Source organism: Mesorhizobium sp. C372A, assembly GCF_030323245.1.
Classification (GTDB): Bacteria; Pseudomonadota; Alphaproteobacteria; order Rhizobiales; family Rhizobiaceae; genus Mesorhizobium.
This window is the reverse complement of record NZ_CP100475.1, coordinates 2,737,579-2,762,189: the sequence shown is the minus strand read 5'-3', so window position 1 is coordinate 2,762,189 and position 24,611 is coordinate 2,737,579. Positions and strand designations below refer to the sequence as shown.

The following is a 24,611-nucleotide window of genomic DNA, read 5'->3' as shown; positions in this document are numbered from 1 at the left end:
TTCCTACAATTCGCCGTGGCCGACATGCGCGCCGGCCGGTTGGTTGCAAAGCCTCTGGCCCATCGCAGCAAAAGGCGCGACGAGCCGAATGCGCTCCTCTACACTTGCGGCGGGGCGAAACAGCTCGCGATACGCCATGTTGCCGATCGTGAGCTGAAACGGATCGGTCGTCACGATGACGCTGCGCGCATCGAATGTGTCGTCCTCGCCGAGATCGGAGGGCCTGTTCTCCATGAAGATGACCACCTTCTGGCCACCGCTCCACACGCATGCCAGAATGCCGGCGTCGATCGAAAACGGCCAATCGGCTTCGTTGCCGGCGCGGCTGATCGGCTGCGTCCGCACCTCGTCCGGTGACGGAAAATGGAACAGGTCCTGCTCCCCCGCCAGCACCAGCGGCACCGCTACAGCCAGTTCCACCATCATCAGTGCGCCACCGCCGCCGCTGCTGCCTCGTCGATGAGGCGCCCGGTGCGGAAGCGCTCGATGGTGAAGGGCGCGTTGATCGGATGCGGATCGTCCTTGGCAATCGTGTGGGCAAAGACATGGCCTGAGCCGGGCGTTGCCTTGAAGCCGCCCGTGCCCCAGCCGCAATTGACATAGAGGCCTGATACCGGCGTCTTGGCCAGGATCGGCGAACGGTCGGGCGTCACGTCGACGATGCCGCCCCACGAGCGCAGCATCTTCATGCGGGTGAAGATCGGGAACATCTCGCAGATGGCGTCCAGCGTATGCTGCAAAATGTGCAGGCCGCCGGTCTGCGAATAGGAGACATACTGGTCGGTACCGGCGCCGATCACCAGTTCGCCCTTGTCGGACTGCGAGATGTAGGCGTGCACCGTGTTCGACATCACCACGCAAGGCACCACCGGCTTAACCGGCTCCGACACCAGCGCCTGCAGCGGATAGCTTTCCAGCGGCATGCGCACGCCGGCCATGTTCATGATCACCGAGGAATGGCCTGCAGCCACCACACCGACCTTCTTGGCGCCGATGAAGCCGCGCGTCGTGTCGACGCCCATGACCGCGCCATTGGCCGCCCGCTTGACGCCGGTGACCTCGCAATTCTGGATGATGTGGACGCCGCGGGCCGAAGCGCCGCGCGCATAGCCCCAGGCCACCGCATCGTGACGCGCCGTGCCGCCTCGGCGCTGCAAGGCGGCGCCGACGACGGGATAGCGCGCCTGCCTGGAAATGTTGAGCGGCGGGCAGAATTCCTTCGCCTGCTCAGGCGTCAGCCATTCATTGTCGATGCCGTTGAGGCGATTGGCGTGGACATGGCGCTTCAGCACCTGGATGTCGTGCACATTGTGCGCCAGCATCATGACGCCGCGCGCCGAATACATGACGTTGTAGTTGAGCTCCTGGGAGAGCCCATCCCACAGCTTCAGCGCGTGGTCGTAAATGCCGGCGCTCTCGTCATAGAGATAGTTGGAGCGGATGATGGTGGTGTTGCGACCGGTGTTGCCGCCGCCCAGCCACCCCTTTTCCAGCACCGCGACATTGGTGATGCCGTGTACGGTGGCGAGATAGTAGGCGGTGGCCAGGCCATGACCGCCGGCGCCGACGACGATGACGTCATATTCCTTCTTCGGCTCCGGCGAGGACCATTGTTCCTCCCAGCCCTTGTGGCCGCGCATGGCCTCGCGGGCGATGGCGAATACCGAATATTTTTTCAACGTTCCAGCCTCGCAAATGGCGGTGGGTATTTTACTCAGCCCCGGCGCGCGAGGTGTATCACTAGCGAAACGGCGCTTCCACCCTTGCGCTGTTTGCGACGGCGCTTGCCGTTTTGCGCCGCGGTGGAAAAGACCTGCCCGGGCTGGCAGGCATGGCTGCGTTCGGACACACTGGCGATCGCGAGACTCTGGAGGACGAATATGGGCAACGCCTGGTGGAATCTGACGTTGCGTTTCCTGCTGGAACTTGCCGCCTTGCTTGGCCTCGGCTTTGCCGGCTGGAGCCTCTCCGGCGGCTGGTGGCGCTGGCTCTTCGCCTTGGCCTTGCCGTTCATTGCAGCTGCGCTGTGGGGAACCTTCGCGGTGCGCGGCGATCCGAGCCGGTCCGGACGCGCGCCGGTTCCTGTACCAGGCGCAGTCAGGCTGGTGCTTGAACTGGCCATCCTGTTTGGCGGTGCAGCCGGATTCTATGCAGCCGGTCACACGACCACGGGCGTTGTCATCACGCTGCTCATCGCCATCAGCTACGCATTTTCGCTCGACCGCCTCGGCTGGCTGCTGAAGCAATAGTCCGGCGCGCGGCGCTTGTGCCGCTGCGAAGCCATTCAGCAAGTCGAGCACGTATCGGGTGGCTAGCACCGTCCCGAACTGCGATCAACATCCCGGTTGCCGGCACAGCCGGTGCCATGAAAGGATGTAAGAAAATGTTCGTACTCACCAATAAAATAGCGATCGTCACCGGCGCCAGTTCCGGCATCGGGCGCGCCACCGCAAAACTCTTCGCCGAAGAAGGTGCCAGGGTCGTCATCGCCGCCCGCCGCCAGGCCGAACTCGATGCGCTGGTCGCTGAAATCGAGGATGCCGACGGCTCGGCAGTCGCGCTTGCCGGCGATGTCCGCGACGAAGCCTATGCAAAAGCCCTCGTCGATCTCGCCGTCGAAAAATTCGGCGGGCTCGATATCGCCTTCAACAATGTCGGCTCGGTCGGAGCGATGGGTCCGATTTCGGAACTGTCGCTGGACGGATGGCGCGAGACGCTCGACGCCAATCTGACCAGCGCCTTTCTCGGCGCGAAATACCAGGTGCCGGCGATGGTCGAACGCGGCGGCGGATCGCTGATCTTCACCTCGACCTTCGTCGGTCACACAGTCGGCATGCCGGGCATGACCAGCTATGCCGCGAGCAAGGCCGGACTGATCGGCCTGACGCAGGTGCTGGCCGCCGAATACGGCCCCAGGGGCGTGCGGGTCAACGCGCTGATGCCGGGTGGCACCGACACGCCGTCGGCAACATTCAAGACGCCGGAATCACGCGCTTTCGTGGAAAACCTGCATGCCTTGAAACGTGTCGCTGTGCCTGAAGAGATCGCCCGCGCTGCGCTCTTCCTGGCATCGGATGCGTCGAGCTTCACCACAGGATCGGCGCTGTTTGCCGATGGCGGCGTCTCGATCACCCGGACGTGAAGCATTTCGCGGGTCATCGCCCGCGCGATCAGCCACAGAACCCGAAACCGGACTTGCTTTTTCCACGCGATTTGGCGATTCGGTTTCGGGTGAGGAGGACGCACATGCTGCTGATCAGGACCTATGTCGCCCAGAGCGCAATCGAAGGCGTCGGCGTGTTCGCCGCCGAGCCGATCAGGAAGGGCGCCTCGATCTGGCGGCTCGATCCGGATTTCGACCGGCTGATCCCGATGGACAAATACGAGGCGGCGCCGCCGCACCTCAAGGAATTGCTCGACCGCTATGCCTATCCGAGCCCCGACCGTCCGGGCTTCATGGTCTATGAAGTCGACAATGGCCGCTTCATGAACCACGCCGAGCGGCCGAACACGGATTTTTCGCAATATGGCGGCGCCACGGCCACCCGAGATATATCAGCCGGCGAGGAAATCACCTGCGATTACGGCGAATTCTTCGAGGATTTCGCACAGCTCCATCTGGCCAGCGCCTAGTTGGCGCCCTATCTCGGGGCTGCCGTGGCAAATTGGCGGTTGTCCTTCATTTCCAGTGTGGACAGCGCGGCCTGATTCTGCTATCAGCCGCCACAATTCGTGGTGTAAAGCGCCGCGGAGGCATGTGGCTATGGCCACTTGCCTGTTGATATCAAACCCGAAAGACAGGATTGCCCGTGCAGGTACTCGTCCGCGACAATAACGTTGATCAGGCGCTTCGCGCTCTCAAGAAGAAGATGCAGCGCGAAGGCATTTTCCGCGAAATGAAGATGCGCGGCCATTACGAGAAGCCTTCCGAGAAGCGCGCCCGTGAAAAGGCCGAAGCCGTTCGCCGCGCCCGCAAGCTGGCGCGCAAGCGCGCCCAGCGCGAAGGCCTGCTGCCGATGACGCCGCGCCCGGTTGCTGCCGGCGCCGCCGGTGGTCCTGGTGGTGCTCCGCGTCCGCCGCGGTTCTGACGCCAATTTTTCGTCCTTTTCGAAGGATACTCTGAGGTGGCGCGATGCGGAATCGCCGCCACCTTTTTGTTTGGAGCGCCGCCATTCTGTTGGAGGCCGTTCCCTTGAACGCGCAAACGGCGTTCTAGATTTTGTTACGACAATCTGTGACCCGGCCCGGAGGGGGACCTGGACGGCGCGGCTGAAGTGAGGACAGGGCAGACATGAACGCAATCGGCGTAGAGCGCAGAACCACAATGCGCGGTTTGGCCCTGGCGGCAGCCCTGATGTCCGGCCTGGTGCTTGCCAGTTGCCAGAGCGTTCCGACCGGCGAATTCAACAACATCGACAAGGCGCAAGGCTCGAGCGAGAACATCTCCTCGCTGTCGGCGGTGATCCAGCGCAATCCGCAGGATCCGGAAGGCTACAATGTGCGCGGCTCGGCCTATGGCCGTGGCGGCCAGTATCAGGCGGCGCTGAAGGATTTCGACACCGCCATCCAGCTCAACCCGAATTTCTACCAAGCCTATTCGAACCGGGCGCTGATCCAGCGCTTCCTCGGCAACCAGGCGGCCGCCCTTGCCGACTACAACCGCTCGATCCAGATCAATGCAAATTATGACGCCGCCTATATCGGCCGCGGCAACCTTTATCGCAAGGCAGGCCAGACCCAGCAGGCCTTCAACGATTTCCAGAAGGCGATCCAGCTCGACACCACGGATGCCCGCGCCTACCACAATCGCGGCCTGATCTATCAAAGCCAGGGCCAGCACAAGTTTGCCATCGAGGATTTCTCGACCGCCATCTCGCTGGCGCCGGACGCCGCCGAACCCTACAACGGCCGCGGCCTCTCCTATCTCGCCATGAATGACGAGGACAACGCCTTCTCCGACTTCAACATGGCCATCAAGCTCGACGGCAAGAACGCCGAAGCCTGGTCCAACCAGGCGCTGATCTACGAGCGCCGCGGCGACAAGGTCAAGGCCTCGAAGGCCTACCGCGAAGCCGTCCATCTCGACCCGACCTACCAGCCGGCCAAGGACGGCCTGTCGCGCACATCGGGCGCCACCGCCGGCTGAGATGCAGCCGGCGCGCCGCCATCCGCGGCCTTTTATAACAACGTTCCATTCCTGATGCAGTGCCCCGCTTGAGCGGTTTCTCCCCGGGAAAGCGCAGAGCGCTTCCGCTAGGGATGCGTATCCAGAAAACCCCACTATCACCCAATCTTAACCACCGGGGGCAAAGCGTTAACCCCTGCCTTGATCGCGCCAAGTTTTCAGCGGAACGCTCCGGGCCATTCAACCGTTGTTGAAGGCATTTTTCGAAAGGACTGACCCATGATCAAGAAAATCATCTGTGCCGCGGCACTTGCCACGACGCTGCTTGCCGTTCCCGCCAGCGCCGGCAAGCTTCAGCTCGGCACGCTCGATTGCACCATCGACGGCGGCGTCGGTTACGTCATCACGTCGAACAAGGGCGTCGACTGCACGTTCCGTCCTTATCACCATGGGCCGTCCGAGAAATACACGGGGATGATCTCCAAGCTCGGCGTCGATCTCGGCCAGACGCATCAGGGCCAGCTGGTGTGGGCGGTTCTGGCCGCCACCCGCGGCCATGACGAGGGCGACCTTGCCGGCCATTATTACGGCGTCAACGCCGAGGCGAGCGTGGTGACCGGCGGCGGCGCCAATCTGCTGGTCGGCGGGCTGGACGGCGCCTTTGTGCTGGAGCCGCTCAGCGTCCAGGCGCAGACCGGCGTCAATGTAGCGGTCGCCGTGACCTCCCTGGAGCTGATCCACTCGTTCAAATAAGCATCGGCAAATAAGGATCGACTGATCCCTCTACGCGCGGCGCGGAACAGGTTACTGTTTCGCGCCGCATGCTTTTTGGGGGATCCGCCGTGCTGAAACCAGCCATCGCCGCCGCTATCACCATCATCTGTACCGCCCAGGCCCAAGCGCAAGGCCAGGGTATCGAACTCGGTGTGCTCGATTGCGCCATCGGCGGCGGCACCGGCTTCATCTTCGGCTCCAGCAAGGATCTGAGCTGCACCTTCACGCCGGCCGACAAGAGCTTTTCGCCGGAAGCCTATTTCGGCGCCGTCAACAAATACGGGCTCGACATCGGCACCACCAAGCAGACCGTCATGCAATGGCTGGTGCTGACGCCGCTGAGGAACATCTATGCGCCCGGCGCGTTGGCCGGCGACTATATCGGCGCCAGCGCCGAAGTGACCGCGGCGGTCGGCGCCGGCGCCAATCTCCTGGTCGGCGGCTCCTCGCAGGCCTTCACTCTGCAGCCGCTCAGCCTGCAGACGCAGACCGGTATCAACATTGCCATCGGCGTCAGCCAGTTTCAGCTGCGCAGCATTGAGAACTGACCGGCGCATCAAGCGGAGAGGTTTCCGGCCAATCTCGACCGTCTGCACTTCGATAAAAAGCCACTTGAGCTCAACTGCTCTTGAGGTTTTACAACTCGCCTGACTGAAACAGCGCGCATGGCCCCGCCGGAAAGCCCCCACTGGCTTCTGGCGCCATGCGCCGGCATCGAGATATGCAAAGGCAGGGTAAAAGAATGACTGAAATCACCAGCAACAAGGTCGACTGGCGGGCATTGTGGGCAAGCGGCGACCTCGCGCGCTTCTGCTTCATCAGCCTCGGCATCCTGCTGCACGCCACCAACGAGACGATGGTGGCGACGGTCATGCCGGCCATGGTCGGGGACCTCGCCGGTGTGCAGTTCGTCGGCTGGTCGCTGGCCGTCTACGAGCTCGGCGCCATTGTCGCCGGCGCAGCGGCCGGGCGGCTGGTCAGCTATGTCGCTCTACGCTCCAACGTCACGGTCGCCGCCCTGCTCTATGCCGTGGGCGCACTGATCTGCGCCACCGCGCCGTCCATGCCGGTGTTTCTTGGCGGCCGTCTGGTCGAGGGTCTCGGCGGTGGTGCGCTGGTGTCGCTGGCCTTCGTCTCGGTCGAGCGGCTGTTTAACCGCAGCATCTGGCCACAGCTGTTCGGCATCATGTCGGCGATCTGGGGCGTCGCCGCCTTCAGCGGCCCGATGCTCGGCGCGATCATGGTCGAGCTCCTGTCCTGGCGCTGGGCCTTCGGCGTCTTCGTGCTGGGTGGCATCGCCATGGCATCGGCAAGCTTCATCGTCCTGAACACGCCGGAAGCGACGAAGCCGCAAGCCGCCGCCGGCACCTCGCCGCCCTTCCCCTTTGCAGCACTTGGCTGCCTCGCCATCGCCGTCGTGCTGATCGCCACCGCAGGCGTCGACGTCGCCTTGCTTCGATCGTCGCTGCTGCTGGTCCTCGGCCTCGCCGGCCTGGCGCTGTTCGTTTTCGTCGACGCCATGAAGCCGCAATCGCGACTGTTCCCGTCGGGCCTGTTCTCATGGCGCTCGCCGGTCGGCAGCGGCATGAGCATGGTTGCCGCCTTCTCGGTGGCGACAGTCTCTTTTTCCATCTACGGGCCGCTTCTGCTTACCACGCTGCACGGCATCCCGATCCTGACCACAGGCTACATCATCGCCGCCGAATCGATCGCCTGGTCGATCCTGTCGATCGCCGTCGCCAATGCGCCGCTGCAGCGCGAACGGCAGATCCTCGTCATCGGCGCGCTGATGATTGCAGCCGGCCTCGCCGGTTTCGCCTATGCCATCCCCACCGGCTCGATCCCGGTGATCCTGCTCTGCGCTTTGTTGCAAGGCGGTGGCTTCGGCGTGTCATGGCCCTTCCTGACCCGCATCATCGTCGCCTCGGCCCGCGACGGCGAGCAGACGATCGCCTCGGCCGCCGTGCCGACCATGCAGCGCATCGGCTACGCCGTGGGCGCCGCCATGGCCGGCATCATCGCCAATGCCAGCGGCTTTTCGGACGGGCTGAACCGCGAGGCAGCAGCGCACGTCGCCGGCTGGCTGTACCTGGCCTTCGTGCCACTTGGCATTGTCGGTTGCCTGGCGGCGTTGAAGATGGCTTTGGCGGCACGCCGGCCGCAATTGGCGACAGGCTGAGGGCACGGCGGATGGAGAATTTGGCGACAGCATTCCGCCGGCGCTGTTGGCGTCAAATGCCCTCGACCACAAGGCTGCTTGCAAGACCATGACCCGTGCCTGATTGCGGACCGGCGGCCGCTCAGGCTTGCAAACGCTCGGCGATGAGCGCGGCGAGCCGCGCCGCCACCTCGTCCTTGCCCATCTCAGGCCATTCCTCGACGCCGTCCTCCGAGACGATGCGCACCTTGTTGCGGTCGCCGCCCATGACGCCGGTGGGGCCGACGCCGCTTTCATGCGAGACATCGTTGGCGACAATGAAATCGGCGCCCTTCTTCTTCAGCTTGGCCTCGGCATTGGCAATCAGGTCCTGCGTCTCGGCGGCGAAGCCGACAACCAGCCCCGGCCGTTGCCCGTGATGACCGACGCCGGCGAGAATGTCGGGGTTTTCGACCATTTGCAGCGCCGGTGGGCCCTGGCCCGCCACCTTCTTGATCTTCTCGCCGGCCGTGCCAGCGGTGCGCCAGTCGGCGACGGCAGCTACGAAGACCGCGGCGTTCGCCGGCAACAACTGTTCGACGGCCGCTTTCATCTCGGCCGCGGTCTCCACATGCGTCGTCACAACGCCGGCCGGATCGGCAATGCCAACCGGACCGGAGACCAGGCGTACATCCGCGCCCAGTCTTGCCAGCGCTGCCGCAATCGCATGGCCCTGCTTGCCCGAAGAGCGGTTGGCGATGTAGCGCACCGGGTCGATCGGCTCATGCGTCGGCCCCGAGGTGACGATGATCCTGCGGCCGGCCAGCGGCTTCGGCCTGCTGTCGAGCAGTGCCTCGATCACTGCCACGATCTCCAGCGGCTCGGCCATGCGGCCCTCGCCCGCCTCGTTGCTTTCCGCCATCTCGCCCTTGGCCGGGCCGACGAAGGCGATGCCATCCTTGGCGAGCGTCGCCCGGTTGCGGCTCGTCGCGGCATGCGACCACATTTTCGGGTTCATCGCCGGCGCCATCAGCACCTTCTTGTCGGTGGCGAGCAGCACCGTCGAGGCCAGATCGTTGGCATGGCCGTTGGCGAGCTTGGCCATCAGGTCGGCGGTGGCCGGCGCCACCACCAAGAGGTCGGCCTCGCGCGACAGGCGGATATGGCCGACATCGTGCTCGTCACTGCGGTCGAACAGTTCGGTGAAGACATGGTCGGCCGAAAGCGCGCCGACCGAAAGCGTGGTGACGAACTCCTGCGCCGCCGATGTCATCACGACGCGCACCGCCGCACCGCGCTCGCGCAGCCGGCGGATCAGGTCCAGCGCCTTGTAGGCGGCGATGCCGCCGCCGATGATCAGCAGGATGCGCTTGCCGTCGAGGGTGCTGTGCGTTTTTGTGGATTGACCTCGCTGGGACAGATCGTTGTCAAAACCTCCATGAGGCTCAACCAGGCGGCGGATTGTTGCATAGAGGGTTTCGCTCTCGGGCATGCCGGCTTCCGCCGACAGCACGCTTTTGGCAAGCGCATCACGCGCCTCTTCCTCCATCGACACCCCGCGCGCCGCAGCGCGCTCACGCAATTTCTGCTTCACGTCGTCAGCTAGATTGCGGACAGTAATGGTGCCCATGACTTGCTCCGCGACATCAATAGCGCGACTGCAACGCTAGCACCACAATTGCTAGCGTTGCAAGCGATCAGAGCAGCTTCCACGCGATGTAAACCAGCGTCAGCGCGATCACCCATAACGCCAGCCGGCCCGAGCGGGTGTAGCGGGCTTCGGCCTTGCCGATGGCGCGCGATGTCGCCTCGTCGAAGCGGAGGCCGTGCTCCGCCATAAAATCGATCTCGCGTGACAGCCGCTCGGTGCGAGCGGCAAGGTCCGGCGCTTGGCGGGCGAGCGCCAGCAGCGCCTTGGCGCCGTCGCGCGCGTCCATCAGCAGGCCGCTCGGCCCGAGATTGCCGGCGATCCACTGGCCGACCACCGGCTCGGCCGTCTTCCACATGTTGAAGGCCGGGTCGAGCGTACGCGCGACGCCCTCCACCACCACCATGGTCTTCTGCAACAGGATCAGTTCCGACCGCGTGGCCATATCGAACAGTTCGGTGACCTCGAAGAGCAGCGTCAAAAGCTTGGCCATCGAAATGGTCTCGGCCGGCTGGCCGTGGATCGGCTCGCCGATGGCGCGGATCGCCTGCGCGAAAGCCGCGACATTGTGCTGGCGCGGCACGTAGCCGGCCTCGAAATGCACCTCGGCGACGCGCAAATAGTCGCGGGTGATGAAGCCGTAGAGGATTTCGGCGAGGAACCGGCGCTCCTTCTTGCCGAGCCGTCCGGCAATGCCGAGATCGACGGCGACGATATTGCCATTGGCCTCGACGAACAGATTGCCTGGATGCATGTCGGCATGGAAGAAGCCGTCCCGCAGCGTGTGACGCAGGAACGACTGGATCAGGTTGGTGGCGATCGCCTTCAGATCGTGCCCCGCCGCAGCGAGGCCGGCGATGTCGTTCATCTTGACGCCGTCGACCCATTCCATGGTCAGCACATCGCGCCCGGTGCGCTCCCAGTCGACGGACGGCACGCGGAAGCCCGGATCGTCCTTGGTGTTTTCGCCCAGTTCCGAAAGTGCGGCCGCCTCGAGGCGAAGATCCATCTCGATCTTGGTGGTCTGCGCCAGCGTCTCGGTCACCTCGACCGGCCGCAGCCGGCGCGACGACGGGATGTATTTCTCCTGCAGCCGGGCGGCGAGGAAATAGCTTTCGAGATCCTGAAAGAAGCGGCGGCGCACGCCAGGCCGGATCACCTTCACCGCCACCTTGGTATCGACACCGTCATGCATGGCCTGCGCGGGATGGACCTGGGCGATGGAGGCCGCCGCGACCGGCCCGCCGAACTGCGTATAGAGTTCGCCGATCTTGCGCCCGAGCGAGCCCTCGATCGCCGCCACCGCTTCCGCCTGCGAAAAAGTGTGCATCTTGTCCTGCAGCATGGCGAGGTCGAGCGCCATGTCGTTGCCGACGACATCGGGCCGCGTCGCCAGGAACTGGCCGAGCTTGACATAAGAGGGTCCGAGCCGGACCACCGCCTTGGCCAGCCGGTCGCTGCGCTCATAAGCGAGCGCGCGGCGGCGGGTGAACAGCCGGGCCATGCGCCAGCCGAATTTCGGCAGGCCGCTGAGTTCGTCCCCCGGCAGTGCTGCGATCACGCCCTCGCGGACCAGCACCCAGCCGGCCCGCGCGAGCCGAAAGGCGGCGCCGACGCTGCTCATCGTCTACCCTGCTGCTGCAAACTGTCCGGCCTCAAAGCTTCCAGCCCGAATGAAGCGCTGCGATGCCGCCGGAATAGTTGCGGAACGACACGCGCTCGAAGCCGGCGCGGGTGATCATGGCAGCAAAATTCTGTTGGTTGGGAAATTTGCGGATCGATTCGACCAGGTAGGAATAGGGCTCGCCGTCGCCCGTCACCATCTTGCCGATCTGCGGAATGGCGTTGAACGACCAGGCTTCGTAGACCTTGTCGAGCAGCGGCATCTCGACCTCGGAAAACTCCAGGCACAGGAACCGTCCGCCGGGCTTCAGCACGCGAAAGGCTTCCGTCAGCGCGACATCGATGCGCGGCACGTTGCGGATGCCGAATGCGATGGTGTAGGCGTCGAAGGTGCTATCGGTGAAAGGCAGTTCCTCGGCATTGGCCTCGACGAAATCGGTATTCCCGGACAGGCCCTTCTTTTCCGCCCGGTCGCGGCCGACGCTGAGCATCGAGCCGTTGACGTCGAGCACCGTGGCATGCGTGTTGCCATGGCTGGCGTCGACGATGCGGAAGGCGATGTCGCCGGTGCCGCCCGCCACGTCGAGCACTTTCCAGCCCGGACGTTTCGGCGGATTGAGCCATGTCACCATGGCATCCTTCCACAGCCGGTGCAGCCCGGCCGACATCAGGTCGTTCATCAGGTCGTAGCGGTTCGCCACCTTGTGGAAAACCTCATTGACCAGAGGCTGCTTGTCGCCTGGCCCTACCTTCTTGAAACCATAGGAGGTTTCCATGCCGCCCGCGGCCGTGGTTCTCTCAACTGACATTATTTTGATCCGTCATAAAACCGGCGGGACCATAGCCGATCGATGGTGCGGGCGCTATTGTTTAAGGCGCGGTGTTCGGCCGCGCTTCCAGGTGGTGGGCTTACGGCCTGGACTGATGAGACGGGATAACTGCATGCCTTTGAAAGCGGAACTGCACTGCCACATCGAGGGGGCAGCGGCGCCCGAACTCGTCGTCCGCCAGGCGCAGAAATACGGCAAGGACACCTCGCTTTATATCCAGAACGGCTCGTTCGTCTGGCACGACTTCACCTCTTTCCTCGCGGCTTACGACTTTTCCGCCGACCTGTTCCGCTCCGAGGAGGATTATGCCCGCCTCGCCGACCATTATCTGACCAGCCTTGCCCGCGACGGCGCCATCTATTCCGAAGTCTTCACCTCGCCCGACCATGCCGTCAGGGCCGGCCTGTCGCCCAAGGCCTACACCGATGCGCTCGGCGAAGGCATGCTGCGCGCCAAAGCCAAGACCGGCATAGAGGGCCGCATGATCGTCACCGGCGTACGCCATGTCGGCGTCGAATCGATCGAGCAGGCGGCGCGTTTTGCGGCGCGCTGCGGAAATCCGCTGGTCACCGGCTTCGGCGTCGCCGGCGATGAACGCATGGGCGAGATGGAGGATTATGTCAGGGCCTTCGAGATCGCCCGTGAAGCGGGTCTTGGTATCACCATCCATGCCGGCGAGTTGACCGGCTGGGAGACGGTGCAGGCCGCACTCGACCACATCCGCCCCTCGCGCATCGGCCATGGCGTGCGCGCCATCGAAAATCCCGACCTGGTGCGCCGCATCGCCGATGAGGGCATCGTGCTCGAATGCTGCCCCGGCTCCAACATCGCGCTCAAAGTCTACGACAGTTTCGCCGATCACCCTTTGCCTGCCCTGCAGGCGGCCGGCTGCAAGGTGACGCTGAACTCCGACGACCCACCCTATTTCTGGACCTCGCTGAAGCGCGAATACGACATCGCCGCCGAGCATTTCTCCATGAATGAAAAAGCTTTGACCGCCGTCACCAGGACGGCGATCGAAGCGGCTTTCGTCGACAGGAAGACGAAAAGCGCGCTGCTTGCCCGGCTCGATGCGAAGAGGTGACTGGTGACTGGTGACTGGTGATTGGTTTGCCGGCGGTTCGGCCTGTCAACGGCAATGATCGATCCATCGGGACTCGCAAACCTGCTCACTATTCACTATTCACTATTCACCATTCACTGGAGCAACCCATGCAGGGCGTCACCGTCGTCGACCACCCGCTTGTCCAGCACAAGCTGACCATCATGCGCAAGAAGGAGACGTCGACCGCCGGCTTCCGGCGACTGCTGCGCGAGATCTCGCTGCTGCTCGGCTACGAGGTCACCCGCAACCTCGAACTGACGACGACGACCATCGAAACCCCGATGGAAACCATGGAAGCGCCGACGCTGGAAGGCAAGAAGCTGGTCTTCGCCTCGGTGCTGCGCGCCGGCAATGGCCTGCTCGAAGGCCTGCTCGACCTGGTCCCGGCGGCCCGCGTCGCCCATGTCGGCCTCTACCGCGATCACGAAACGCTGGAGGCGGTGGAATATTTCTTCAAGGCGCCGAGCGATCTCGCCGACCGGCTGGTGATCGTCGTCGATCCGATGCTGGCGACCGCGAACTCGGCCATCGCGGCCATCGACAAGCTGAAGGAGCGCGGAGCCACCAACATCCGCTTCCTTTGCCTGCTGGCGGCGCCAGAAGGCATCGAGCGCTTCACCAAGGCGCATCCGGATGTCCCGGTCTTTACCGCTTCCATCGACCGCCAGCTCAACGAGAAGGGCTACATCATGCCCGGCCTCGGCGATGCCGGCGACCGCATGTACGGAACCAAATGACGGCGGCTGGCAAGGCCAGCTGGCATCCAGTCGTTTACCGCCCGTTTACGCAAAGCCGCGGTTTCGGGTTGGCGTTAAAGCGGCAAACACCATGTGCGCACGAGAATGGGCCTTCACGAAGGTCCGTTCATGCTGCGCAAGCTTCTCATTCTGGGCGTGTTCGCCGGAACGTCGGCATCGATCCCGATCGTCTATCAGTCGAATCCGCAGATTCTCGACAACCTGTTGAAGTCGACCGTCGCCGGCAAGCCGTCCGCGCAGCCTCAGCCCGAACTGAACATGGCCTCGGTTCCCGGCAAGCCGGCCGCACCGCTGCCCACTGGGCGCAAAGTATTGGTGGCGGCTGACGAGCGCGGCCATTTCACCTCCGCCTTCAAGCTCAACGGCCGCCAGGTCGACGGCATGATCGACACCGGCGCCACTTTGGTCGCCATCAACACCTCGACGGCGCGCCGCATCGGCATCTCGCTCAACCCGTCGGACTTCAACCAGCAGGTCAACACCGCCAATGGCGCGATCAGGGCCGCCGTGGTCAACATCGATCGCCTGCAGATCGGCAAGATCAGCGTCGACAACGTCCAGGCGGTAGTGCTCGACGACAAGGCTCTGCGCACCAACCTCATTGGCATGAGCTTTTTGCAGCGGCTGGCAAAATACCAGGTCGAAAACGGCACACTGTTGCTGGTGCAGTAGCGCGTTCCGCTACCCGCGCGGCAGCACGCGCCGGATGACAGTCTTGTCGGCGGCTGGTTTCGACGCCCCGATCGTATAGGCCGAAAGCACGGCGGCTGCGGCCGCTTCGGCCTCCACTTGCGTGCGGGCGTGGACCAGCGCCAGCGGCTCGCCGGCCCGCACCTCGGCGCCGAGCGGCAGCAGCCTGGTGATGCCGACCGCATGGTCGATCCTGTCGTCCGGCCGCGTGCGCCCGCCACCGAGCCCGACCACGGCAAGGCCGATATCGCGGGTGGCAATAGCAGTGGCAAAACCGTTGCCTGTCGCCTTGACCGCAAACTCCACCGCCGCTTTCGGCAGGTATTTTTCCGGCTTCTCGACGAAATCGGCGGGACCGCCAAGGGCTGCGACCATACGCGCGAAGGCGGCTGCCGCGCGGCCGCCGGCCAGCGTCTCGGCCGCGCGCCTGAGACCGTCCTGATTGGACGACGCCAGCCCTGCCGATTGCAGCATCTCGGCGGCCAGCGCCAGCGTCACATCCTCCAGTCGCTTGTCGCGGAACCTTCCGGTGAGGAAATCGACGGCGTTGCGCACCTCGACCGCGTTGCCGGCCGCCGACGCCAGCGGCTCGTTCATACCGGTGACCAGCGCCGAGGCCTTCAGGCCGGCGCCGTTGGCGATCTCGACCAGGCTGTTGGCCAGTGCTGTCGCGTCGCGCGACTTCTCCATGAAGGCGCCATTGCCGACCTTGACGTCGAGCACCAGCGACCGCAGGCCGGCCGCGAGTTTCTTCGACAGGATAGAGGCAGTGATCAGCGGCACCGATTCCACCGTTCCGGTCACATCGCGGATCGCATAGAGGCGACGGTCGGCGGGCGCGAGATCGGCGGTCTGTCCGATGATGGCACAGCCGGTCTCGAGCACCGTCTTGCGGAAGCGCGCGATATCCGGCTGGCTGATATAGCCCGGGATGGCGTCCATCTTGTCCAGCGTGCCGCCGGTATGCCCAAGGCCCCTGCCGGAGATCATCGGCACATAGGCGCCGCAAGCGGCGACGATCGGCGCCAGCATCAGCGAGACATTGTCGCCGACGCCGCCGGTCGAATGTTTGTCGGTGACCGGACCCGGCAGGTCCGACCAGTCGAGCACATCGCCGGAATCGCGCATGGCGAGCGTCAGCGCCACCGCCTCGTCGCGGTTCATGCCGTTGAAGAACACCGCCATGGCAAAGGCGCCGACCTGGCCGTCCGAGACGCTGCCCGAAGTGACGCCGGCGACAAAGGCCGAAATCTCCTGCGCGGACAGTTTCTGGCCGTCGCGCTTGCGGCGGATGATTTCCTGCGGAAGCATCAGGTGCCCTTTGGCTCCGGCAACCCATCCTGGAACACATGCGCAAGGATCGTCGCCAGCCGTGCGCCGCCGATCGGCGCCATGTCCTTGGTCTCCTGGTGCGACAGTTCCGCCCCGGTCATCCCGGCGGCGAGATTGGTGATCACCGAACAGGCGGCTACGCGAAGCCCAAAGAAGCGGGCGAGAATGACCTCCGGTACGGTCGACATCCCTACCGCTTTGGCGCCCATGACGCGGGCCATGCGGATTTCAGCAGGGGTTTCGAAACACGGACCGGAAAACCACATATAGACGCCCTTGTGCAGCGCCGTCCCTGTCGCCTTCGCCGCCCGTTCGATCGCCGCGCGCAGGCCGGCATCATAGGCTTCGGTCAGGCCGACGAAGCGGCGGTCGCTAGGCTCGCCGATCAGCGGGTTGGAGCCGGAGAAATTGATGTGGTCGGTGATCAGCATCACCGATCCAGGCAGCATGTCGGGATCGACCGAGCCGGCGGCATTGGTAAGGATCAGCTTGGTGATGCCGATGCCGGCAAGCACCTCCAGCGCCGGCCGCATCGCCGCAGCAACGCCGTGCTCGTAATAATGGGCGCGGCCGGACAGCATCAGCACCGGCGTGCCGGCGAAAAGCCCCGCGACCACCTCGCCGGCATGGCCAGTCACCCCGCTGCGGGGGAAACCCGGCAGGTCGGCATAAGAGATGCGCACGGCATTTTCGACCTGGTCGACAAGCCCGCCAAGGCCCGACCCCAGCACCATCGCCGTTGTCGGCGCCAACCCGTCCAGCCTTTCAACGAGGTGGTCCAGAGCTTCCTTCATATCAGCCAACTCTCACTTCAAAATGTCGCCACGAAACCCGTAGGGCAGCATGTCGCCCATGGTCACGGTCTCGACCACGCCGGTGTTGTCGCAAAGATAGAGCTTTGTGTCCGGCCGGCAGAATTCCGCCAGCCTTTGCCGGCAGCCGCCACAGGGCGAGCATTTGGCCATGCGCGAGGCAATGACGGCGATTTCCACAATCTTGCCGCCGCCGCCCATGATGTAATGGCCGAGCGCCGTGGTCTCGGCGCACCAGCCTTCCGGATAGGACGCGACCTCGATGTTGGCGCCGGTGAAGACACGGCCGTCTTCGGTGCGCAACGCCGCACCCACCGGAAACTTCGAATAGGGCGCGTAGGCCTTGGCCATGGCCTCCTGCGCGGCTTCGAACAGATCATGCGACATCTAGACGTTCTCTCCGACGATCGTGGTCAAAAACCGGCCATTTGCGTTTTCCTGGCGCCTTTCGAGCACCAGCCGCATGTTCGACACAGTGCTCCTGGGCGCCCGGATCAACGTTCCTTGACATAAGGCACGCCGCCGGCGCGCGGCGGGATCGCCTTGCCGATGAAGCCGGCAAGCAGGATCACGGTCAGCACATAGGGCAGCGCCTGCATGAACTGCACCGGCACCTTGCCGATCAACGGCAGCGGCGAACCCTGTAGGCGGATCGCCGCCGCGTCGAGGAAGCCGAACAGAAGACAGGCGAACATGGCGTTCACCGGTCGCCATTTGGCAAAGATCAGCGCCGCCAGTGCGATGTAGCCCTTGCCCGCGGTCATGTCCTTCACGAAGCCGCCATTCTGCACCATCGAGAGGTAGGCGCCGGCAATGCCGGTCAGCACACCGGTGCAGATCAGCGCCCGGTAGCGCAGCCAGGCGACCGAGATGCCGGCGGTGTCGACGGCGGCCGGGTTCTCGCCGACGGCGCGCAGGCGCAGGCCGAAGCGGGTGCGAAACAACACCCACCAGGTGAACGGCACCATGGCGAAAGCGAGATACACCAGAATCGAATGGCCCGAGAGCAGCTCGGAATAGATCGGCCCGATGATGGGCACATCATGGATCGCGGCAGCACCTGGCAGAGTGATGGCCTCGAAACGCTCGCCCGGCTGCAGCGCCGGCGTGCGCCCGCCCTGCTGGAACCAGGCCTGGCCCAGAATGATGGTCGAGCCGGCGGCGACGAAGTTGATGGCCACACCGGAGACGATCTGGTTGCCGCGATGGGTGATCGAGGCGAAGCCGTGCACCAGGGCAAAGGCGACCGACATCACGATCGCCATGCCGAGACCGAGGAAGGCCGAATGGAAGACCGAAGCGGCGGCCGCACCTGCAAAGGCGCCGACCAGCATCTTGCCTTCCAGCCCGATGTCGAAAACGCCTGCGCGTTCCGAATAGAGGCCGGCGAGGCAAGCGAGCAGCAGCGGCACCGACAGGCGTATGGTCGAGTCCAGGATCTGCACGATGGCGATGAAGACGTCCATCTCAGGCGCCCTTCCCTTTGACCGCTTCGATGCCGACCGACCTTGGACTGAACGAGGCGAACAGCGCCTGGACGTAGGGCCGGAACATGTGCTCCAGCGCACCGGCAAACAGGATGACCAGGCCTTGGATGATGACGATCATGTCGCGGGAAATCGCCGGCATTTCGAAGGCAAGTTCGGCGCCGCCCTGGTAGAGCATGCCAAACAGGATCGCCGCCAGCACGATGCCGACCGGATGCAGACGGCCCATCAGCGCCACGGCAATGCCGACGAAGCCGGCGCCGGAGACGAAATCGATCGCCACATTGTGCTGGTCGCCCATCACCGGGTTCAGCGTCATCATGCCGGCCAGCGCGCCCGAAATCATCATCGCGATAATGATGATGCGGGTCTCCGAAATGCCGGCATAGCGCGCCGCTTTCGGGCTGTGGCCATAGGTGCGCATCTCGTAGCCGAGCTTGGTGCGCCAGATCAGCAGCCAGACCAGGAATGCCATGAGCAGCGCCAGCAGGAAGCAGATGTTGAACGGCGCCGAGCGGATCTTGGCACCGAACAGTTCGATGATCCAGTTGAGTTTGGGCAGTTCGGCGCCGGCGAGGAAGTTGCGCGTCTGCGGCGCCTGCGACGCCGCCGGCTTCAACGGCCCAACCAGGAGGTAGACCATGATCGAGGCCGCGATGAAGTTGAACATGATGGTGGTGATGACGATGTGCGACCCGCGCTTGGCCTGCAGATAGGCCGGGATCAGCGCCCACAGCGCACCGACGGCGGCTCCGGCGACGATCGCCAGCGGAAAGGTCAGCCACCACGGCAGCACAGTGTCGAAGGCGAGGCAGACCACGCCCACGCCAAGGCCGGCAATATAGGCCTGGCCCTCGGTCCCGATGTTGAACAGGCCGCAATGCGCGGCCACCGCCACAGACAGGCCGGTGAAGATGAAGGTGGTGGCATAGAACAGCGTGAAGGCAATGCCGGTTCCCTTGCCGAAAGCGCCCTCGACCAGGATGACGGCGGCACGAAACGGGTTTTCGCCGACCAGCATGACGACGAAACCGGCAACGATGAAGGCCACTGACAGATTGATCAGCGGGATCAGCCCATAATCGGCCCAGGCCGGCAGCTTGGCGTAAGGCGTGCTCACTCTGCCGCCTCCTGGCGATCGACGCCTGCCATCAGCAGACCAAGCTCGCCTTCGGTCGCCTCCGGGCCGCGTTCGCCGACGATGCGCCCGGCAAACATCACCAGGATGCGGTCGGACAGCGAACGGATCTCGTCGAGCTCGACCGACACCACCAGCACCGCCTTGCCCTGGTCGCGCATGGCAATCAGCCGCTTGTGGATGAATTCTATGGCGCCGACATCGACGCCGCGTGTCGGCTGGCCGACGATCAGAACACCGGGGTCCTGCTCCATTTCTCGCGCCAGCACGATCTTCTGCTGGTTGCCGCCGGAGAAATTCGCCGTTTTCAGACGCGGATTGCCGGGCCGGATGTCATATTTCTCGATCTTGTCCTTGGCATCAGCCATGATGGCGTCGATGTTGAGGAACGGCCCTTTCAGGTAGCGCGGGTCGTCATGGTAGCCGAGGATCGAATTCTCGTTCTCCTCGAAGGCCAGCACCAGGCCGACATGATGGCGGTCCTCCGGCACATGGGCGAGCCCACGGTCGCGCAACTCGCCGGGATCGGCGGCCCCGGTCAGGTCGATCGGCTTGCCATCGAGCATCACCGAGCCGGAAACCGCGCGCCTGATGCCGGAAATCGCCTCGAGCAGTTCGGACTGGCCGTTGCCGGCGACACCGGCAATGCCGACGATCTCGCCGGCGTGGATATCGAAGGAGATGTCGTCGACCATGGTGACGCCGCGCTGGTCTTTCACCGTCAGGTTCTTGACGGCCAGCTTGACCGCGCCGGCCTCCGTCTCGCCCTTTTCGACCCGCAGCAGCACGCGCCGCCCAACCATCAGTTCGGCCAGTTCGCCGACTGTCGTCTTGCTGGTCTCGCGCGTCGCCACCATCGTGCCCTGGCGCATGACCGAGACATTGTCGGTGATGGCCATGATCTCGCGCAGCTTGTGGGTGATCAGCACCACCGTTTTCCCCTGGTCTTTCAATTGCCTGAGGATGCGAAACAGATGGTCGGCCTCGGCCGGCGTCAACACGCCCGTCGGCTCGTCGAGAATCAGGATCTCGGCGCCGCGATAAAGCGCCTTCAGGATTTCGACACGCTGCTGCAGGCCGACCGGCAATTCCTCGATGATGGCGTCGGGATCGACTTCCAGCCCGTATTCGCGCTCGAGCCGCTCCAGTTCGGAGCGCGCCTTGGCGATGCTCTTTTTCAACAGCGCATCGCTTTCGGCGCCGAGGATGATGTTTTCCAGCACGGTGAAATTGTCGACCAGCATGAAGTGCTGGTGCACCATGCCGATGCCGAGCGCGATGGCGTCGTTGGAGGTCTTGATCGACGCCGCCTTGCCGCCGACACGGATCTCGCCGCTGTCGGCCTGGTAGAAGCCGTAGAGGATCGACATCAGCGTCGACTTGCCGGCGCCGTTCTCGCCGACGATGCCGTGGATGGTGCCGCGTGCGATCTCCAGATTGATGTCGCGATTGGCGCGAACGGCGCCAAAACTCTTGTTGATGCCGATCAGTTCGATTGCGGCTTGCGCCATGCAGCCTGTCCCACTCTTATTTTTTTATCGCTTGGTCAAAACGCCTAGCATGATGCCCCACCCGTGCCAATTGGCGGCGCAGTGGCCACTCTCGACAAATCCCGGTGCGCTTGTCAATTTCGAACGTGGCCGCAGACCTTCACATTCACTAATATGCAAGGCTCGACAGTCGCATCATGCTGCACTGCGTGCACCAGGACCTGGGGAGTTTCGAATGATCATGCCTGTCGACCGGCTGACGACGCTGGAAATCCGCGCCGCCGAGCAGGAAAAGACGATCGAGGAACTGTCGGGCCAGATCGCCGAACAGTGGACGGTCATCGAGCGCATGCAGCGCAAGCTGGATGCGCTGACCGGGCGCTTCATGGCGCTGGAGGAACAATCGGCACCCGACGTGCCGATAACCAAACCGCCGCACTGGTAGCAAGGAGAAGCCGATGGCCGGTGAAAGCGATCGCGTTACGCGGGCGGGCGACTATGTGCTTGGCCTGATGAACGATCGCGACCGCGAGCGTGCCGAGCGAGACCTGGCGATCGATCCCGCCTTCCGCGACACGGTGATGCGGCTGGCCGAGCGCATGCATGTCTTCGACGGCACGGGGCGGCCCTCGGGCGACGACGATCGCTGGCGGCTGATCTCGCAACGCATCGCCGAACTGCCGCAGATGCGTGTGGTCGGCCAGGACGAAGCGACGCCGGCGCTCGGCAGACTGGAGCGGAAGCCCTATGGCGTCGGCGTGCATTCGCTCGGTGCCCGACGCGGCGCCGTCATCGCCATCGCGCTGATCGTGGTGTTTGCGCTGGGTTATCTCTTGGGCTTGTTGTCGACCGGCGGTGCGCTTCTGCCCTGACGTCCAAGGCAATCGCATATGGACTTGCGAAGAAGGACCCGCAACGCCGAAACTGCCGATCTCCCCCCTTGCGGGGGAGATGGCCGGCAGGCCAGAGGGGGTGTGAAGGATCGCCAACCTGATTGGCCGTTAGGCCGAGGGACAGCCCCCCCTCTGCCTTGCCAGGCATCTCCCCCGCAAGGGGGGAGATCGGACGTCGCCGAGACCTCCGCCAATCCTCAACGTCCTTTAAAGCCCTCAAACAAAACCGCCGGGCTTTTACCCGGCGGTTCGTAAGCGAATTCTTATCAATCAATACGGGCAGGCGTTGTCGGCGGTGTAGTCGTGCACCTGGATCGTGCCGGCGATGATGTCGGCCTTGGCCTTTTCGACGGCAGCCTTCATCTCGTCGGTGACCAGCGCCTTGTTGTTGTCGTCCATGGCGTAGTCGACACCGCCTTCCTTGAGGCCGAGATTTTGCAGGCCGCCTTTGAAGGTGCCGTTCTTGCCGTCCATGAAGGCGGTGTAGACGGCCACGTCGACGCGCTTCAGCATTGAGGTCAGCACCTTGCCGGGCTGCAGGCCGTTCTGGTTGGAATCGACGCCGATGCCGAGCTTGCCGGCATCCGCCGCCGCCTGCAGCACGCCGACGCCGGTACCGCCGGCCGCGGCATAGACCACGTCGGAGCCCTGGTCGATCTGTGTCTTGGCGATCTCGCCGCCCTTGGCCGGATCGTTCCACGCCGCGGGCGTGTCACCGGTCATGTTCTGGATGACATCGGTCGCACCGGCCGCCTTGGCGCCGCCGACATAGCCGCATTCGAACTTGCGGATCAGCGGAATGTCCATGCCGCCGATGAAGGAGACCTTCTTGGACTTCGAGGCCATCGCCGCCAGGATGCCGACGAGATAGGAGCCTTCGTTTTCCTTGAACACAAGCGAACGGACATTGGGCATATCGACGGCATCGTCGATGATGGCGAAGTTGAGATCGGGATATTCCTTCGCGACCACCTTCAGCGCATCCTCCCAGGCAAAGCCGGCCATGACGATCGGGTTGCGGCCGTCCTCGGCGAAGCGGCGCAGCGCCTGCTCGCGTTGCGAGGCGTTCGACACTTCGAACTCGACATAGGCGGTGCCGGTCTCGGTCTTGAACTTTTCGGCGCCGTGATAGGCAGCCTCGTTGAAGGATTTGTCGAACTTGCCGCCGAGATCGTAGAGGATGGCCGGCTGGACATCCGCGGCGAAAGCCGGAAGAACCATTGCGGTTGCGGCCAGGAGGCCGAGAACGATACGTTTCATGTGATCCACACCCTGTCGGTTATTTTTTTCCGTTACGCGCCGTCCGCCTGCCCGGTTCTCCGGCAGGCATGCGGCATCAGCCAGGAGTGTACTCCCCTCCCGCTCAAGGCAATCTGGCACGGCCCGAAACAAAATTCACGCGGAATTTTGACCTTTTGGAAAAGCATGCCCCCCGTTGGAAAAACATGCCCAATGCGGTGACAGCTGTGGACGATTGCCGCGTTGTCGTCGCAAGCCCGCTGGGACAACCCATCAGCCCGGCGCGAATTCTCCGCCGCGCCGCCGGCGCCGGTAGCCGATCGCATAGAGGATGAAGGCAAGCACCAAGAACACGGCAAACCCCGGCTGGGCAAGCACCCAGGCGATGCCGCCATCCCATACCATCGGATTGACCTTGGCGCGCACGAAGGTCTCGAAGGCCGCGCGGGTGTCGGGCGAAACCGCCAGCCAGCTCGAATTCAGCGGCGTCATGACCAATGTGGAAGCCGCCACCGAGCGCGTCGCGTCGAGCACGGCCATGATGACGGCGACCGAGAGTGCGATCATGGCCGCGAGGCGAAACAAAAAACGCAACATCGAAATCTTCCCCGGTCCTCAAGTTCCTCCCGAGGACCTTCCGGTCAAAGGCGAGGAATAGAATGCGCACGCCCCGCGTGCAATCGCCATACGCGAATTTGAAGCCTATCGCCCGCCTATATGGCCACCTTTCGGCTCCGCCGATGGACGAGCCAGACGCCGAGGACGCCACCGCCAATGGCCCCGACCACCAGCCCGGCAAGGCCGATGAACACCGCGAAGTAGCCGCAGCCGCCTTCGAAACAGCTGATGTCGGTGGCTTCGGCGATCCCCGCGCCAAGCGCGAAGCCGGCGACAGTGCCGACGACGGCGCCGAGGATGATGCCGGCCAGCGCGGCGACGATCGAACTAAAGGCTGACGGTGCCTGCGCTTCCGGCCTTGCATAAAAGGCCTTGGCCTCGTCGCGGCGGCGCAGCAGGTAAATGCAAAACAGGCCGATGACGATTTCGGTGGCGGCGATCGCAAGCTCCCTGGCGGAGACGGTGAAATCGGGCACGGTCAGCGCATAGACCTGCTCGGCCAGCCGCCAGGCGATGGTGGTGATCTGCCAGATGGTGAAATGACGCGGAAAGCGCGCGGAACGGCTTAAGGCGAGGCCGAGCAGATAAAGCCCCCACACGATGGTGACGATGTCGAAGGCCAGTCCGCCAAGCACGAAATAGAAGATCCTGTCCGGCACGCCGGAACTCTCGAACAGCCACCGCGCCGAGACCAGCCAGTAGACCGACCATGCCATGACGAAGAGGAGCCAGACCACGGGCACGAAGGACAGCCCGCTGTCCGGAGGCCCTGCGGGCGTCAGCCCGCCTGGCATGCTTCCGGCCGGCATTCCGCTGGCCGGCTGTTCATTGCTCGATGTCATGTCTGGACGTTGCCCCCGCAAAGCCTCCGCCGCACTCGACAGGTGGCGAGGGGCGAAGTCAAGCGCGGCC

General features: G+C 64.0%; 27 protein-coding genes. 13 read left to right on the top strand and 14 right to left on the bottom strand.

Annotated features, from left to right (window positions below):
• Positions 1-3: 3 nt before the first annotated feature.
• Positions 4-426 (bottom strand): hypothetical protein, encoded by a 423-nt coding sequence (locus tag NLY42_RS13130; protein WP_023700996.1) that lies wholly within the window; start codon positions 424-426, stop codon positions 4-6.
• Positions 426-1,679 (bottom strand): sarcosine oxidase subunit beta, encoded by a 1,254-nt coding sequence (locus tag NLY42_RS13125; RefSeq protein ID WP_023755050.1) that lies wholly within the window; start codon positions 1,677-1,679, stop codon positions 426-428. Before NLY42_RS13125 ends, NLY42_RS13130 begins: the two co-directional genes overlap by 1 nt.
• A 201-nt stretch (positions 1,680-1,880) precedes the next feature.
• On the opposite strand from NLY42_RS13125, the gene NLY42_RS13120 reads away from it, so the two are divergent.
• The 8 genes from NLY42_RS13120 (at position 1,881) to NLY42_RS13085 (ending at position 8,078) form a co-directional block, all read left to right on the top strand.
• Positions 1,881-2,249, top strand: coding sequence for a YrdB family protein (locus NLY42_RS13120; protein ID WP_023671141.1), 369 nt, complete (start codon positions 1,881-1,883; stop codon positions 2,247-2,249).
• Between the two features lie 134 nt (positions 2,250-2,383).
• Positions 2,384-3,142: an SDR family oxidoreductase gene (locus NLY42_RS13115; protein WP_023756309.1), complete on the top strand. Its 759-nt coding sequence runs from the start codon at positions 2,384-2,386 to the stop codon at positions 3,140-3,142.
• 104 nt (positions 3,143-3,246) lie between these two features.
• A complete protein-coding gene (locus tag NLY42_RS13110; protein WP_023755052.1) occupies positions 3,247-3,633 on the top strand; it encodes an SET domain-containing protein in 387 nt (128 codons plus the stop codon).
• Between the two features lie 176 nt (positions 3,634-3,809).
• A complete protein-coding gene (rpsU, locus tag NLY42_RS13105; RefSeq protein WP_023671138.1) occupies positions 3,810-4,088 on the top strand; it encodes a 30S ribosomal protein S21 in 279 nt (92 codons plus the stop codon).
• Positions 4,089-4,291: 203 nt separating this feature from the next.
• Positions 4,292-5,146, top strand: a complete 855-nt coding sequence (locus NLY42_RS13100) for a tetratricopeptide repeat protein (RefSeq protein ID WP_023700994.1) — start codon at positions 4,292-4,294, stop codon at positions 5,144-5,146.
• A gap of 258 nt (positions 5,147-5,404) precedes the next feature.
• Positions 5,405-5,878: a DUF992 domain-containing protein gene (locus tag NLY42_RS13095; protein ID WP_023671136.1), complete on the top strand. Its 474-nt coding sequence runs from the start codon at positions 5,405-5,407 to the stop codon at positions 5,876-5,878.
• 89 nt (positions 5,879-5,967) lie between these two features.
• On the top strand, positions 5,968-6,447 hold the full coding sequence (locus NLY42_RS13090; RefSeq protein WP_023671135.1) for a DUF992 domain-containing protein: 480 nt from the start codon (positions 5,968-5,970) through the stop codon (positions 6,445-6,447).
• Positions 6,448-6,641: 194 nt separating this feature from the next.
• Positions 6,642-8,078, top strand: a complete 1,437-nt coding sequence (locus tag NLY42_RS13085; protein ID WP_023755053.1) for an MFS transporter — start codon at positions 6,642-6,644, stop codon at positions 8,076-8,078.
• 121 nt (positions 8,079-8,199) lie between these two features.
• Here NLY42_RS13085 and coaBC read toward each other — a convergent pair whose 3' ends face one another.
• From coaBC to ubiE, 3 genes are all read right to left on the bottom strand, one after another.
• A complete protein-coding gene (coaBC, locus tag NLY42_RS13080) occupies positions 8,200-9,666 on the bottom strand; it encodes a bifunctional phosphopantothenoylcysteine decarboxylase/phosphopantothenate--cysteine ligase CoaBC (protein WP_023755054.1) in 1,467 nt (488 codons plus the stop codon).
• Positions 9,667-9,733: 67 nt separating this feature from the next.
• Entirely contained in the window at positions 9,734-11,308 is a 1,575-nt protein-coding gene (ubiB, locus tag NLY42_RS13075) for a 2-polyprenylphenol 6-hydroxylase (protein ID WP_023755055.1), read from the bottom strand.
• A gap of 31 nt (positions 11,309-11,339) precedes the next feature.
• Positions 11,340-12,116: a bifunctional demethylmenaquinone methyltransferase/2-methoxy-6-polyprenyl-1,4-benzoquinol methylase UbiE gene (ubiE, locus tag NLY42_RS13070; RefSeq protein ID WP_023737606.1), complete on the bottom strand. Its 777-nt coding sequence runs from the start codon at positions 12,114-12,116 to the stop codon at positions 11,340-11,342.
• A gap of 133 nt (positions 12,117-12,249) precedes the next feature.
• On the opposite strand from ubiE, the gene NLY42_RS13065 reads away from it, so the two are divergent.
• From NLY42_RS13065 to NLY42_RS13055, 3 genes are all read left to right on the top strand, one after another.
• The gene (locus NLY42_RS13065; RefSeq protein ID WP_023683187.1) at positions 12,250-13,221 is read left to right on the top strand and encodes an adenosine deaminase; all 972 of its coding nucleotides are present in this window, start codon (positions 12,250-12,252) and stop codon (positions 13,219-13,221) included.
• Positions 13,222-13,349: 128 nt separating this feature from the next.
• Positions 13,350-13,979 carry a uracil phosphoribosyltransferase gene (gene upp / locus NLY42_RS13060; RefSeq protein ID WP_023671129.1) on the top strand — a complete coding sequence of 210 codons (630 nt, stop codon included), beginning with the start codon at positions 13,350-13,352 and terminating at the stop codon, positions 13,977-13,979.
• A gap of 129 nt (positions 13,980-14,108) precedes the next feature.
• Complete coding sequence (locus tag NLY42_RS13055; protein ID WP_023683186.1) at positions 14,109-14,672, top strand: TIGR02281 family clan AA aspartic protease; 564 nt, start codon at positions 14,109-14,111, stop codon at positions 14,670-14,672.
• Positions 14,673-14,681: 9 nt separating this feature from the next.
• Here NLY42_RS13055 and deoA read toward each other — a convergent pair whose 3' ends face one another.
• The 6 genes from deoA to NLY42_RS13025 form a co-directional block, all read right to left on the bottom strand.
• Positions 14,682-16,001 (bottom strand): thymidine phosphorylase, encoded by a 1,320-nt coding sequence (deoA, locus tag NLY42_RS13050; RefSeq protein WP_023733522.1) that lies wholly within the window; start codon positions 15,999-16,001, stop codon positions 14,682-14,684.
• Entirely contained in the window at positions 16,001-16,816 is an 816-nt protein-coding gene (locus NLY42_RS13045; RefSeq protein WP_023735052.1) for a purine-nucleoside phosphorylase, read from the bottom strand. Before NLY42_RS13045 ends, deoA begins: the two co-directional genes overlap by 1 nt.
• A gap of 12 nt (positions 16,817-16,828) precedes the next feature.
• Positions 16,829-17,221: a cytidine deaminase gene (cdd, locus tag NLY42_RS13040; protein ID WP_023683183.1), complete on the bottom strand. Its 393-nt coding sequence runs from the start codon at positions 17,219-17,221 to the stop codon at positions 16,829-16,831.
• 107 nt (positions 17,222-17,328) lie between these two features.
• Positions 17,329-18,300, bottom strand: a complete 972-nt coding sequence (locus NLY42_RS13035) for an ABC transporter permease (RefSeq protein ID WP_023683182.1) — start codon at positions 18,298-18,300, stop codon at positions 17,329-17,331.
• Position 18,301: 1 nt separating this feature from the next.
• Complete coding sequence (locus NLY42_RS13030) at positions 18,302-19,441, bottom strand: ABC transporter permease (RefSeq protein ID WP_023686470.1); 1,140 nt, start codon at positions 19,439-19,441, stop codon at positions 18,302-18,304.
• Entirely contained in the window at positions 19,438-20,970 is a 1,533-nt protein-coding gene (locus tag NLY42_RS13025) for an ABC transporter ATP-binding protein (protein WP_023755056.1), read from the bottom strand. The genes NLY42_RS13030 and NLY42_RS13025 overlap by 4 nt, the downstream gene beginning before the upstream one ends.
• Positions 20,971-21,187: 217 nt before the next feature.
• Between NLY42_RS13025 and NLY42_RS13020 the strand changes: the two genes are divergently transcribed.
• Both NLY42_RS13020 and NLY42_RS13015 read left to right on the top strand, forming a co-directional pair.
• A complete protein-coding gene (locus NLY42_RS13020; RefSeq protein WP_196813704.1) occupies positions 21,188-21,394 on the top strand; it encodes a SlyX family protein in 207 nt (68 codons plus the stop codon).
• A 13-nt stretch (positions 21,395-21,407) separates the two neighbouring features.
• Positions 21,408-21,821: a hypothetical protein gene (locus NLY42_RS13015; protein WP_023755057.1), complete on the top strand. Its 414-nt coding sequence runs from the start codon at positions 21,408-21,410 to the stop codon at positions 21,819-21,821.
• Between the two features lie 291 nt (positions 21,822-22,112).
• Here NLY42_RS13015 and NLY42_RS13010 read toward each other — a convergent pair whose 3' ends face one another.
• The 3 genes from NLY42_RS13010 to NLY42_RS13000 all read right to left on the bottom strand — a co-directional run bounded on the left by NLY42_RS13010 (position 22,113) and on the right by NLY42_RS13000 (position 24,541).
• Positions 22,113-23,102: a BMP family lipoprotein gene (locus NLY42_RS13010; protein WP_023683177.1), complete on the bottom strand. Its 990-nt coding sequence runs from the start codon at positions 23,100-23,102 to the stop codon at positions 22,113-22,115.
• Positions 23,103-23,354: 252 nt separating this feature from the next.
• On the bottom strand, positions 23,355-23,678 hold the full coding sequence (locus tag NLY42_RS13005) for a hypothetical protein (protein WP_023755059.1): 324 nt from the start codon (positions 23,676-23,678) through the stop codon (positions 23,355-23,357).
• Between the two features lie 116 nt (positions 23,679-23,794).
• Positions 23,795-24,541 (bottom strand): hypothetical protein, encoded by a 747-nt coding sequence (locus tag NLY42_RS13000; protein ID WP_023755060.1) that lies wholly within the window; start codon positions 24,539-24,541, stop codon positions 23,795-23,797.
• Positions 24,542-24,611: the final 70 nt, after the last annotated feature.